12 protein-coding genes are annotated in these 12293 nt (G+C 61.2%); 3 read left to right on the top strand and 9 right to left on the bottom strand.

Annotation, left to right across the window (positions count from 1 at the left end; genetic code table 11):
- Positions 1–72 precede the first annotated feature (72 nt).
- Positions 73–534 carry an Lrp/AsnC family transcriptional regulator gene (locus CHH27_RS19710; RefSeq protein WP_094073104.1) on the top strand — a complete coding sequence of 154 codons (462 nt, stop codon included), beginning with the start codon at positions 73–75 and terminating at the stop codon, positions 532–534.
- Positions 535–777: 243 nt separating this feature from the next.
- Entirely contained in the window at positions 778–1695 is a 918-nt protein-coding gene (locus CHH27_RS19705; RefSeq protein ID WP_094073103.1) for a bifunctional helix-turn-helix domain-containing protein/methylated-DNA--[protein]-cysteine S-methyltransferase, read from the top strand.
- A 126-nt stretch (positions 1696–1821) separates the two neighbouring features.
- On the opposite strand, the gene CHH27_RS19700 is transcribed toward CHH27_RS19705, so the two are convergent.
- The 5 genes from CHH27_RS19700 to CHH27_RS19680 all read right to left on the bottom strand — a co-directional run bounded on the left by CHH27_RS19700 (position 1822) and on the right by CHH27_RS19680 (position 6778).
- The gene (locus tag CHH27_RS19700) at positions 1822–3087 is read right to left on the bottom strand and encodes a hypothetical protein (protein ID WP_208988296.1); all 1266 of its coding nucleotides are present in this window, start codon (positions 3085–3087) and stop codon (positions 1822–1824) included.
- A 33-nt stretch (positions 3088–3120) separates the two neighbouring features.
- Positions 3121–4437, bottom strand: coding sequence for a folylpolyglutamate synthase/dihydrofolate synthase family protein (locus CHH27_RS19695; protein WP_094073101.1), 1317 nt, complete (start codon positions 4435–4437; stop codon positions 3121–3123).
- Between the two features lie 137 nt (positions 4438–4574).
- Positions 4575–5537, bottom strand: coding sequence for an acetyl-CoA carboxylase, carboxyltransferase subunit beta (gene accD, locus CHH27_RS19690; RefSeq protein ID WP_094073100.1), 963 nt, complete (start codon positions 5535–5537; stop codon positions 4575–4577).
- 89 nt (positions 5538–5626) lie between these two features.
- The gene (gene trpA / locus CHH27_RS19685; RefSeq protein WP_094073099.1) at positions 5627–6460 is read right to left on the bottom strand and encodes a tryptophan synthase subunit alpha; all 834 of its coding nucleotides are present in this window, start codon (positions 6458–6460) and stop codon (positions 5627–5629) included.
- A gap of 135 nt (positions 6461–6595) precedes the next feature.
- Entirely contained in the window at positions 6596–6778 is a 183-nt protein-coding gene (locus CHH27_RS19680) for a hypothetical protein (protein WP_094073098.1), read from the bottom strand.
- Between the two features lie 217 nt (positions 6779–6995).
- Here CHH27_RS19680 and CHH27_RS19675 point away from each other — a divergent pair, with 217 nt between their 5' ends.
- On the top strand, positions 6996–7211 hold the full coding sequence (locus CHH27_RS19675; RefSeq protein ID WP_094073097.1) for a hypothetical protein: 216 nt from the start codon (positions 6996–6998) through the stop codon (positions 7209–7211).
- A gap of 76 nt (positions 7212–7287) precedes the next feature.
- On the opposite strand, the gene CHH27_RS19670 is transcribed toward CHH27_RS19675, so the two are convergent.
- The 4 genes from CHH27_RS19670 to CHH27_RS19655 all read right to left on the bottom strand — a co-directional run bounded on the left by CHH27_RS19670 (position 7288) and on the right by CHH27_RS19655 (position 12204).
- Entirely contained in the window at positions 7288–7458 is a 171-nt protein-coding gene (locus CHH27_RS19670; RefSeq protein WP_094073096.1) for a DUF1127 domain-containing protein, read from the bottom strand.
- Between the two features lie 270 nt (positions 7459–7728).
- Positions 7729–8934, bottom strand: a complete 1206-nt coding sequence (trpB, locus tag CHH27_RS19665; protein ID WP_094073095.1) for a tryptophan synthase subunit beta — start codon at positions 8932–8934, stop codon at positions 7729–7731.
- A 35-nt stretch (positions 8935–8969) separates the two neighbouring features.
- Positions 8970–9626, bottom strand: coding sequence for a phosphoribosylanthranilate isomerase (locus tag CHH27_RS19660; protein ID WP_094073094.1), 657 nt, complete (start codon positions 9624–9626; stop codon positions 8970–8972).
- 298 nt (positions 9627–9924) lie between these two features.
- Positions 9925–12204 carry an NADP-dependent malic enzyme gene (locus CHH27_RS19655; RefSeq protein ID WP_094073093.1) on the bottom strand — a complete coding sequence of 760 codons (2280 nt, stop codon included), beginning with the start codon at positions 12202–12204 and terminating at the stop codon, positions 9925–9927.
- Positions 12205–12293 lie beyond the last annotated feature (89 nt).

Below are 12293 nucleotides of genomic sequence, written 5' to 3'. Positions count from 1 at the left end.
AAATCAGGACACTTGATCAAATGTTCAGTCAAATTTATCACTTTGATAAGTCAAAGTGAGCAAAGTGATAAAATGGACGATCTGGATCTGAGACTGGTCTCGCTTCTGCGCCATGACGGGCGCAGGTCGGTGTCCGAACTGGCAGGTGACTTGAAAGTATCGCGGGCCACCGTTCGATCGCGCATGGAGAAACTTCTCGAAACCGGTGAAATTCTCGGGTTCACCGCCGTCTTGCGGGATGACTGGCGCGATCTGCCGATCCGCGCCGTCACCCTCGTGGTGGTGGACGGGCACAATACCGACCCGGTCATCCGCCGCCTGAGCGCGATGACCGAGGTGCGCGCCATACACTCCACCAATGGCAAGTGGGATCTTGTGCTGGATATCGCGACAAGAGATCTCGCCGCCTTTGACGATGCGCTCAACCGGATCCGCCTGATCGAGGGCATCACCGGCACGGAGACAAATCTCCTGCTGAACACCCGCAAGGGCCCGGCGGCTTCGGCCAGCGAGTTCAAGGACGTCCTGGGGTAGTTTCAGGCATTGCTTCTTTTTCGTCATCCCGGACGCAGCGCAGCGAAGATCCGGGATCGGAGAACCGAGGCTTGTCTGCGATCAATCACCCGATAGCTCTCTAGCTCCCCGGTCCCGGCTCGCGCTTCGCTTGGCCGGGATGACGCTCGAGGGATTTGCGTACGGACAGATCGCAAATCGGGTCGCGCCGACCTGCTGCGCCGACTAAGATCGGATCACATCAGACGACATGACGAGACTGCCATGACCAAAGCCCTAGACCTTGCCAGCCTGACATCCGACCCGAAGCCGATCGCCGTCGGCGTGGAAGCGGCCGAAAATTATGGTGTTGTCCGTCAGACGCTGAAGCGGATCACCGAGGACTGGCGCGAGCAACCGAGCCTGGAACAGCTTGCAAGGGAAGTCGGCCTGCAGCCGATCCAGTTGCAACGGGTGTTTTCGCGCTGGGCGGGCCTGACACCGAAACAGTTCCTCCAGGCGATCACCCTGGACCATGCCAAAGCTCTCCTGCGCGACTCCGCCAGCGTTCTGGATGCGACCTACGAGGTCGGCCTCTCCGGGTCCGGCCGCCTGCACGATCTCTTTGTCACCCATGAAGCCATGACACCGGGCGATTATCGCAATCGCGGCGGCGGGCTCTCCATTGCCTACGGCTTTCATCCCTCTCCCTTCGGGCAGGTGCTGGTCATGGCGACGGACAAGGGCCTCGCCGGGCTCGGCTTTGCCGATCCGGGCGAAGAGGAGAGCGCCCTTGCGGACATGTGCGAGCGCTGGCCCGCCGCACGCTTCACGCAGGACCAGGAAGCGACTGCAAACTACGCCCAGCGCGTGTTCGACCCGGGCAAATGGCAGGAAGACCAACCGCTGAACATCGTCATGATCGGCACGGATTTCGAAATCCGGGTCTGGCAGACGCTCTTGAAAATCCCGATGGGAGCGGCAACCACCTATTCAGACATTGCCGCCTGCCTCGGCAAACCCAAGGCGTCCCGGGCCGTCGGAACCGCGGTCGGCCGCAACCCGATCTCCTTCGTCGTGCCCTGCCACCGGGTGCTTGCCAAGGGCGGCAAACTCGGCGGCTACCACTGGGGTCTCACCCGCAAGCGGGCCATCCTGGGCTGGGAAAGCGGGTTGTCCGGACCGGTGCTGGAGTGTGTTTGAGGAAACAGGAGTGCTCTCTTGGTTGTCATCCCGGTTTGACGCGCAAGCGGCAAGACCGGGACCCAGTAATCACCGACGGTGTTTACTGGGTCCCCGCCTTCGCGGGGATGACAACTGAGGGACTTTCTAGTGCACCGGTCCTTCGGGCATCGGGTAGTTGCCCGTGATCTCCCAGCCGAAGGCGGTGAGGCGTTCGGCGGCCATGGGGGTGAGGTCGCCGGTGATCAGGAAATCGACGCCAGTGGGCGGGAAGGGCAGTCCGGCAAGGCCTTCATGCATGGTGGAGAAGGTCCGGGCGACCGTTTCGGTCCAGGACACCATGTCGAGCGGCAGGATCACGGCCGCAATGCCATCCCGGCGGATCGCAACCGGATAACCGGAGACGTCCTTGATGTCTCCCAGGCCCGAAACAGTGCGATTATAGGTCTCCAGAAGGATCACGCGGCGCAGCTGGAAATAGGCGATGTCGCGGCTGTCGGCGTCACCGGCCTTGGAGGCGATCACGTCGAGGTCCTTCACGCCGGGCATTGCCTGAAGCTGATAGGCGATCGCCGCCTTCTCGGAGATCGTGTAGAAGGGATTGGCTGCCATTTTCGAGATGGTTGCTTCCGAGACGCCGGCATTGCGGAACGCCGCCGCCGTGCGCTCTTCCAGTTCCGCCGGTGTGCTGTCGACAATCAGGTTACGGAAATTGTCCGCCTGGCGCACCGCGTTGATGACGATCCCGCCCGGCAGCAGGCTGGTGATGGCACTGACCGTCCAGCTGCCTGCGGTTGTCACGCTGGCGGTTTCGTTGAGCTTGTCCGACAGCGGTTTATAGAAAGTGTAAGGGTCAACGCCCAGCTGAACGGCCAATTCCCGCTCGGCCTTGGCCTGGCCCGTAATTGCCTTGGCAAGGTCTGCCGGGGAGCCACCCTTGCCGCTGACAGCCGCTTCGACCCCCTTGCCGATCCGGCTGAACATGCGGCCGACGCCCGAGACCGTGCTCTTTGCCGTGCCGACCGGGTCGGTGACCGTGCTTTCCACAAATTCGACCGGTTTCATGGCCGCCTGCTTCAGGCCATCAACAAAACTGGCGTCGTTTTTCAGGCCTTCCAGGGCAACCAGGACCTTCAATTCCGTCAGACGCTGCTTCAGCAGCCCGTCACCCTCGATCTGTTCAACGCCGAGGTCGGTCTGAACCTGATAGATGCGCAGAAACCCGTCGCTTCGGACCGGCGACAGAACCGCGTATCCGGGACCGAGCTGCTTGCCGCCAAGAACCTTGGCAGGATCCTGTTCCGGCGGCGTTTCGTATTGCTCTGTCAAAGCCGTCGCGGCGCCGCACAGAAGCGCGCTGCCGACCAAGAAAGCTGCCAGGCGATTGGGGGTTCTGGGGGACGTCAAGATCAAGCGGGCCTCCTTGGAGCGGATGCCGGCTCGTTGCTACTCGGGCGCCTGTCCGCTACGCGCCAAGACTTCACCGGCAAGATAAAGCGAACCGCAGATCAGGATCCTTGGGGGTTCGCCATCCTTTGAGGCACAAGCTGCCACATCTGCAAGGGCCGCGTCCAGCGATTGAAACGGTGTTGCCTCCAGACCGGCACAGCGGGCGAGGTCCGCGAGGTCCTCCGGTGTCCGTCCCGTAGCCGTCGAAACAATCGGCACCGTGCCGACATGTCGCGCCAGACCCTCAAACGGACGGAAGAACCCCACCGGGTCCTTGGTCGTCAGCATGCCCACTATCAGGTAGAGCGGGCGTGGTGCGCGTTCTTCCTGTTCGCCCATGAAGCGGGCCACGGAAATGCCGGCCCCCGGATTATGGCCACCGTCGAGCCAGATTTCAGACCCGTCCGGGCACATCCCGACCAGATCCCCATGGGTGATCGGCTGCAGCCGGCCGGGCCAGGCAACGTTTCTGAGGCCTTCCGAGACAACAGCTTCTTCGGGAAGAAGACCGGCCGCCTTGAGGGTGGCAATTGCAAGGCCCGCATTGGCGATCTGGTGATGACCGCCAAGCACCGGCAGCGGCAGATCGATCAGTTCGTCTTCGTCCTGAAACGCCAGGCGCCCCTGGTCGGCCTGGGCCACAAAATCCTGTCCGAAAACCTGAAGCGGTGCCCGGCCGCGTGCGGCCTGGCGGGTGATGACGGCCAGTGCATCGCTTTCCTGCGTTGCACTGATCACGGGAACGCCCGGCTTGATGATCCCGGCTTTCTCCGCGGCAATCGTGCCGATGTCATCGCCAAGAAACTTCTCATGATCCATGGACACCGGCGTGATGACGGTTGCCAACGGATTATCGATCACATTGGTCGCGTCCAGCCGTCCGCCAAGTCCGACCTCAAGCAGCAGAATGTCGGCCGGATGTTCGGCAAACAGAAGCAGGGCTGCAGCCGTGGTGATTTCAAAGAAGGTGATTTCCGCGCCGTCATTGGCGTCTTCACAGCGGTGAAGCGCATCGTAAAGCACGGGATCGGACACATAGTTCCCGTCGGTCCCCAGCCGGATACGTTCATTGAAGGAAACAAGGTGCGGCGAGGTGTAGACGTGGCATCGCTTGCCGGACGCTTCCAGGATGGCCCGCATGGTGGCCGTTACCGAGCCCTTGCCGTTGGTGCCGGCGACGTGAATGACGGGTGGCAACCTTGTCTCGGGATTGCCCAGCGCGGTCAGCAACCGGTGCATGCGTCCGAGGGAAAGGTCGATTTCCTTCGGATGCAGGGCCAGCAGGCGGTCCAGAATTTTCGTGACTTGATCCAAGGCGCCCTCCTGAAGGGTCCCTTTGTTCCGTTTAACGCGTCTAACGCCTTTACGGGAAGGCCGCCTGCGAAACAAGCGGGCGGCCCTGAAATGTCGTCTGACGCCGCTTTCGCGACGCAATTAGGTGATTGAACGCCCTAGCTGGCCGGTTCCGCTTCCTTGGCAGGCTCCTCAGCCGGTTCCGACGGTTTGGCCTCGGCGTCGGCTTCAACGTCCGGCTCTTTCGGTGCTTCCAGCCGCGGCAGTTCGACTTCCCGCTTCAGCAGAATGCCGCAGATCTGGGACAGGGTGTCCCGCATCCGCTGGCGCGGCACCACCATGTCGATCATGCCGTGGTCGAGCAGGTATTCGGCCGTCTGGAAGTCGTCCGGAAGCTTTTCACGCACGGTCTGTTCGATGACGCGCCGTCCGGCAAACCCGATCTGCGCTCCCGGTTCGGCAATGTGAATATCGCCCAGCATGGCGTAGGAGGCCGAGACGCCACCGGTGGTCGGGTTGGTCAGAACCACAACATAGGGAAGCCCCGCCTCGCGCAGCATCTGAACGCCGACCGTGGTGCGCGGCATCTGCATCAGCGACAGGATACCTTCCTGCATGCGGGCACCGCCGGAGGCAGCAAACATGACAAAGGGCGTCTTGTCTTCAACTGCTTTCAGCATGCCTGCCAGGATCGCTTCACCGGCCGCCATGCCGAGGGATCCGGCAATGAAATCAAAATTCTGAACGGCAGCGGTGAAATCCATGCCGTTGATCTTGCCCTGCGCAACCAGAACCGCTTCTTCCTCGCCGGATTTGCTGCGGGCTTCCTTCAGACGGTCAGTGTAGCGCTTGGAGTCGCGGAACTTGTGCGGATCGGCCTGGACGTCCGGGGTCTTGACGTTCTCGTAGGTGCCGCCGTCAAACAGGGCATCCAGACGCTTGCGCGCCGGCATGCGCATGTGGTGGCCGGAATTCGGAATGACCCAGAGATTGGCCTCCAGGTCCCGGTGAAACACCATCTCTCCGGTTTCCGGGCACTTGATCCAGAGATTCTCCGGAACTTCGCGCTTCTTCCAGAGATCACGGATCTTGGGGCGTACGATAGAGTTGATCCAGTTCACGTCAAACGCGTCCCGTTGTCTTTTAAGAACACTCAAGGTGCTCAGGTTACCATTGGCGGAGATATGGGTTCCGCCGGAAGGAGTTCAATTCAGGCCGAGCGCGCTCTTGCGCAACCGGAGGCAAGATCCGCCACAACATCGGCCACAGCCTGGACGGTGCGGTCGGTTGCCTTGCCGGCCTCGTCGAGGCTGTCGCGAATGGCGTTGACCAGAACCGACCCGACGACGACGCCGTCTGCGTCCTTGCCGATCACGGCCGCCTGGTCCGCCGTCTTCACACCGAAACCGACTGCGACCGGCAGGTCGGTATGACCCTTGATGCGGTTGACCGCTGCCGTGACCCGGCCGGTGTCGGCGATATTGGCGCCGGTGATGCCCGTGACCGAGACGTAATAGACGAAACCGGATGTGTTGGCCAGAACGGCGGGCAGCCGCTTGTCATCTGTGGTCGGGGTCGCCAGTCGGATGAAATTGAGACCGGCTTCAAGTGCCGGGATGCACAACTCGTCATCGGCCTCGGCCGGAATGTCGACGATGATGAAGCCGTCAACGCCGGCTTCCTTGGCAACCTGGACGAATTTCTTCGGCTCGCGCACATAGATGGGATTGTAATACCCCATCAGGATGATGGGCGTGTCCTGATCCTGCTTGCGGAAATTGCGCACCATGTCCAGGGTCTTGTCCATGGTGTGGCCGGCTGCCAGCGCGCGCTGGTTGCCCAGCTGGATCGGAATGCCTTCCGCCATCGGATCGGAAAAGGGCATGCCCAGTTCGATCACGTCGGCACCGGCGGCCGGAAGCGCGTTGAGAACAGCCTGCGACGTTTCCAGATCCGGATCGCCCGCGGTGATAAAGGTGACCAAGGCCGGCCGTCCGGCGTCCGCACAGGCTTTAAAACGGCGGTCGATACGCGTTTCCGTCATTCACAGCTACCCTTTTTCACGTCTGGCGGAGGATCCGCAGCGTTTCCCGTGTCAGCGATGTACGGGGGCAGTGCGGGCCGTGTCAATCTATCTCGTGCAGTTTCGCAAGCCGGAGGCCATGTCCGGACCCGGGCGTTACCGGCTGGGATAGTCGATCAGGCCGATCGCGCGCAGAGCGGAATCCGCACGGTAGATATGTTCGCTGCCCATGGATTTGGAACGGCCCGCGCGCGCAAGGGGTCCCCCCGTGCCGCGAAGGACGGTGGCGAGGGGCGCTGCCGACGGCGCGCTCAACTGAAGGGCCTGCAAGGTGCTCATATCAATAACCAAAATCGCGGCGTATCGCCGCCAGAAGTCTCAACAAGGCTGGAACTTATGATTTTTTTGCAGTGCAGCAATAGCGGTTCACGCAGGTCAGGTCCGCGTTTTCTGCATGGCTGATCTGTTCAATACGCAGCGTAAGGGGTTGGAAAAATGCACTCTGTGCGCTTATATTGAAAACACTGTGAAGCCAACTAAGAAAAAGGAGCTGTAATTGGCCCATTCTCTGTTCGAGCCTGCACCGGAGCCCTTTGGCGAAAAACTGTGGCGCCGCGTCAAGGCACTCGGAAATCCTGCCCCGTCTGCCCAGCCAGATACCCCATCATCCTACAGCGATCCGGCGCTGGTGCGTCAGGCGAACCACCTGGATGCCCGCGGCCGACAGGAACTGCTGGAAACGCTGCTGGCCACAAAGCCCATCAAAAGATAAGGGCCCCGCGGTCTGGCCGCGCGGCCCTCGTTCTGCAAAACGCATTGCCTGCAGTTACACAGGCTCAGGCGCAGCCTTAACGACGCTTGAAATGCTTGTTAAAGGCGTGGCCGGCAATTTCGGTGCGCTCAAGGCCAAGATCGGCCAGCTGTGCGGCACTCATGTGGTTCAGGTGTGCGATTTCGTTGGCAACCTTGCGTGAAGCACGGATGTCACGGACGAAACCGGTCAGAAGATCGAAAGCCATTTTCGTGTTCCTTGTCCGTGGACCGGCGCCCCAGCGCCGGCGAATTCATTCAATGCCCACAATTTAGGCTTTCCAGAGCGATGCACAACGCATGATTCCGCATTGCAGCAGCGCCACAACTGCAGAGCTGGTTAACTGGTGTAAAGCATGACCCGGCGCCCCGGACCGTTACAAGGCGGGCGGGCTTGACGGCGCCTATGACCAGCACTTCAAAGAAAAAGCCGCATACCAACCGGTACGCGGCTTACTGTTCTCACAGCGGCTCAGACTTCAGAGATCGAAACCGAGCATCTGGCCAACGGCAAAGACGTCCTTGTCGCCCCGGCCACACAGGTTCATGACAATGATCTGGTCCTTGTCCATCTGCGGGGCGAGCTTGACCACATGAGCGAGCGCATGTGACGGCTCAAGCGCTGGAATGATGCCTTCAACACGGGTCAGCATCTGAAAGGCGTCCAGCGCTTCGGTGTCCATGATCGGCACGTAGTCAACGCGGCCGATTTCCTTCAGCCACGAATGCTCCGGACCGATGCCCGGATAATCGAGGCCGGCAGAAATCGAATGGCCTTCCAGGATCTGACCGTCATCATCCTGAAGCAGGTAGGTGCGGTTGCCATGCAGAACGCCCGGCTTGCCGGCGGTCAGAGACGCGCAGTGCTCTTCGCCTTCCAGGCCGTGACCGCCGGCTTCAACGCCGTAGATCTTGACGTCCTTGTCGTCGAGGAACGGATGGAACAGGCCGATGGCATTGGAGCCGCCGCCAACGGCGGCAACAAGCGCATCCGGCAGGCGGCCTTCGGCTTCCATCATCTGGTCGCGCAGTTCCTTGCCGATCACCGACTGGAAATCGCGCACCATTTCCGGATAGGGATGCGGGCCGGCTGCCGTGCCGATCAGGTAGTAGGTGTCTTCGACATTGGTCACCCAGTCACGCAGCGCCTCGTTCATGGCGTCTTTCAGCGTGCCGGCACCCGCCGTGACCGGGACGATCTCCGCCCCGAGCAGCTTCATGCGGAAGACGTTCGGCTTCTGCCGCTCCACATCGGTCTTGCCCATATAGACAACGCAGGGAAGACCGAAGCGGGCGCAGACCGTGGCGGTCGCCACACCATGCTGACCGGCGCCGGTTTCCGCGATGATGCGGGTCTTGCCCATGCGCTTGGCCAACAGGATCTGCCCAAGGCAGTTGTTGATCTTGTGCGATCCCGTGTGGTTCAGCTCGTCGCGCTTGAAATAAATCTTCGCGCCACCGAGTTCCTGCGTCAGGCGCTCGGCAAAATAGAGCGGCGAAGGCCGGCCGGTATAATGCTTGTTCAGCGTCTCGACTTCAGCGTGGAAAGCCGGATCGTTCTTGGCGTCCTTGTAGTGCTGCTCCAGATCGAGGATCAGCGGCATCAGGGTCTCGGCCACGTATCGGCCACCGAAAATGCCGAAATGTCCGCGATCGTCCGGTCCGGTCCGGATGCTGTTGGCCATATCGTTCACGCGTAAACTCCTTGAAATCCGGTCACTCAGCCGGGAACCTTGACGCCCTTGGCCGCGGCCAGAAAAGCGCGAATGAGATCACTGTCCTTGACGCCCTTCTCCCGCTCGACGCCGGAAGACACATCCACCGCCGTCACGCCGCTCAGCCGGATGGCCTCTGCAACATTGTCCGGGTCCAGTCCTCCGGAAAGCATGAAGGGTTTCTTCAGGTCAATATCCTTCAGGATCCGCCAGTCATAAGACACTCCGTTGCCACCCGGCAGCTCCGAGCCCTTGGGGGGCTTGGCGTCAAACAGCAGCCAGTCAGCAACCATAGCGTAGTACTGCGCGGCTTCCAGATCGGCCTTCTCGGAAATCGACATGGCCTTCATGACCCTGGTGCCGTGCATGACCTTGGCCGCAGCCAGGGATTCCGGGGCTTCTTCGCCGTGAAACTGGATGATGTCCGGGTTGACCAGTTCCTTGATCCGCGACAATCCGTCCAGATCCATGTTGACGGTCACCGCGACAATCTCGGCCTTGCCCCGGGCCATGTCGGCCAGCTTGCAGGCTTGCGAAAGCGTGACGTGGCGCGGGCTTTTCGGGAAAAACATCAGCCCGACCATATCCGCACCGGCCTCCAGCGCGGCTTCCATGGTGTCCTCGGTCGATAGACCGCAAATTTTGACCTTAATATCCGACATGGTTTCGAGGTATCGCCGGTGGCGCGTGGTTTGTCAAAAAAGAAAAGCTGCAGTCGTCCACTTGGGCGAAGGCCTTTCCATCGTCATCCCGGACGATCAACGGGAGATCCGGGACCGGGGAGGCGCCACCCTGTCTACGCAAGAACCCGACATGCCTTCGGCTCCCGGTTTCGGCTCGCGCTGCGCTTTGCCGGGATGAAGATGGAGGAGTATTACACTTTCCTATCCATCGTCATCCCGGACGCAGCATAGCGGAGATCCGGGATCAGGGAGCCGAGGTGTCAGCTATTTTCTCACCTCAAGTCACGTTGAACGCCGCGATTGCCGCCATGTTGACGATGTCGCTGTCCTTTGCACCGAGCGGCACAATCTGGATCGGTTTGTCGAAGCCGACCAGAAGCGGGCCGATCACCGTCGCACCACCCAGCTCCTGCAGCATCTTGGTGGAGATGGAAGCAGAGTGGAACGCCGGCATGACCAGAACATTGGCGGGCCCGGACAGGCGGCAGAACGGATAAGAGCTCATCCGCTCGGGATTGAGCGCGACATCGGCAGCCATTTCGCCGTCATATTCGAAATCGACCCGGCGCCGGTCGAGGATCTTGACCGCTTCGATGACCTTTTCGGAGCGTTCGCCCTTCGGATGGCCGAAGGTGGAATAGGCCAGCATGGCAACGCGCGGCTCATAACCAAGTTTGCGGGCAACATGTGCCGCCTCTTCCGCAATATCCGCCAGTTCCTCCGATGTCGGCATGTCGATCACGGCCGTATCCGCAATCAGGACCGTGCGGCCCCTTGCCAACGCCAGCGACACGCCGATCACACGGTGGCCCGGCTTCGGATCGATGGTCGCCTTCACCGTGTCGAGCGCGACGGAGTAGTTCCGGGTCACGCCGGTGACCATGGCATCCGCATCGCCGCGGGCGACCATGATCGCGCCCCAGTAGTTACGGTCGTTGTTGACCATGCGTTGACAATCGCGCAGCAGGTAGCCCCGGCGCTGCATGCGGCCATAAAGATATTGCGCATAATCGTTGTTGCGATCAGACAGGCGTGCGTTCTGGATGGAAAGGCCGGCCTTGCTGATATCAACACCAGCCTGCTCGGCCATGTTCCGGATCTCGTCTTCGCGGCCGATCAGGATCGCTTCCCCCAGGCCTTGCGACACGAAGCTTGCGGCGGCGCGGATCACCGGTTCTTCCTCGCCCTCGGCAAAGACCACGCGTTTCGGCTGCTGGCGCACCTTGGAGAAGATCCGCTGCAAGGTGCCGGCAACCGGGTCACGCCGTGCCGAAAGCTGGTGCCGATAGGCCTCCATATCAACGATCGGACGACGGGCCACACCAGAATCCATTGCGGCCTGCGCGACCGCAGGCGGAATGGCAGAAATCAGGCGCGGATCGAACGGCACCGGGATGATGTATTCCGGTCCGAATTTCGGCCGGTTGCCCCGGTAGGCGGCGGCAACCTCGTCCGGCACTTCCTCGCGCGCCAGTTCAGCCAGAGCCCTCGCACAGGCGACCTTCATGTCGTCATTGATCGTTGTCGCCTGCACGTCCAGGGCACCGCGGAAGATATAGGGAAAACCGAGCACGTTGTTGACCTGGTTCGGGTAGTCCGACCGGCCGGTGGCGACGATGGCGTCATCGCGCACGGCATGGGCGTCTTCTGGCGTGATTTCCGGATCCGGGTTGGCCATGGCGAAAATGATCGGGTTCGGCGCCATGGCCTTCAGCATGTCCGCCGTCAGAGCCCCCTTGACCGAAACGCCGAAAAAGACGTCCGCACCCTTCAGCGCGTCATAAAGGGAGCGGGCCTTGGTCTCGATGGCATGGGCGGATTTCCACTGGTTCATGCCTTCTGCACGGCCCTTGTAGATCACACCCTTGGTGTCGCAGAGCGTGACATTCTCGTGCGGGATGCCCATCGCCTTGACCAGTTCGATACAGGCAATGCCGGCCGCACCCGCGCCGTTGCAGACCACCTTGGTGTCTTTCATGTCGCGCCCGGTCATGTGAAGCGCGTTGATCAGACCGGCCGCGGCGATGATTGCCGTGCCGTGCTGATCGTCGTGGAACACCGGAATGTCCATCAGTTCCCGCAAGCGCTGCTCGATGATGAAACAGTCCGGTGCCTTGATGTCCTCCAGATTGATCCCGCCAAAGGATGGCCCGAGATAGCGCACCGAGTTGATGAACTCCTCGACATCCTGGGTGTCGACCTCCAGGTCGATACTGTCTACATCGGCAAACCGCTTGAAGAGCACGGACTTGCCCTCCATCACCGGCTTGGAGGCGAGCGCTCCCAGATTGCCGAGACCCAGAATGGCGGAGCCGTTGGAAATCACGGCCACCATGTTGCCCTTGGTGGTGTAGTCATAGGCGCGGCTGGCGTCATCCGCGATCGCGAGCACCGGCACGGCCACGCCCGGCGAATAGGCCAGCGACAGGTCACGCTGGGTCGCCATCGGCTTGGTCGGTGCAATTTCCAGTTTGCCGGGACGGCCCTCCTGGTGAAACTGCAGGGCTTCCTGATCTGTAAAGCTGATATTTGACTTGGCGGATTTATCGGAGGGCATGACGCAGGCGTTTCCTTTTGGTCGCTCTTTTCTAAGGGTCCGGTCGAAGCTGACCCCTGGGCGGGAGCCTGACCTTATCCCCTGCAAAA

Origin of the sequence: Labrenzia sp. VG12 (genome assembly GCF_002237595.1) — a bacterium.
GTDB lineage: Bacteria > Pseudomonadota > Alphaproteobacteria > Rhizobiales > Stappiaceae > Roseibium.
This window is presented reverse-complemented; position numbering and strand designations above follow the sequence as displayed.

Coding starts and splice junctions, on each gene's coding strand:
- CHH27_RS19705 (WP_094073103.1), top strand. CDS start 778: ATGACCAAAGCCCTAGACCTTGCCAGCCTGACATCCGACCCGAAGCCG.
- trpA (WP_094073099.1), bottom strand. CDS start 6,460: ATGACGGAAACGCGTATCGACCGCCGTTTTAAAGCCTGTGCGGACGCC.
- CHH27_RS19710 (WP_094073104.1), top strand. CDS start 73: ATGGACGATCTGGATCTGAGACTGGTCTCGCTTCTGCGCCATGACGGG.
- CHH27_RS19655 (WP_094073093.1), bottom strand. CDS start 12,204: ATGCCCTCCGATAAATCCGCCAAGTCAAATATCAGCTTTACAGATCAG.
- CHH27_RS19680 (WP_094073098.1), bottom strand. CDS start 6,778: ATGAGCACCTTGCAGGCCCTTCAGTTGAGCGCGCCGTCGGCAGCGCCC.
- trpB (WP_094073095.1), bottom strand. CDS start 8,934: ATGGCCAACAGCATCCGGACCGGACCGGACGATCGCGGACATTTCGGC.
- CHH27_RS19670 (WP_094073096.1), bottom strand. CDS start 7,458: ATGGCTTTCGATCTTCTGACCGGTTTCGTCCGTGACATCCGTGCTTCA.
- CHH27_RS19660 (WP_094073094.1), bottom strand. CDS start 9,626: ATGTCGGATATTAAGGTCAAAATTTGCGGTCTATCGACCGAGGACACC.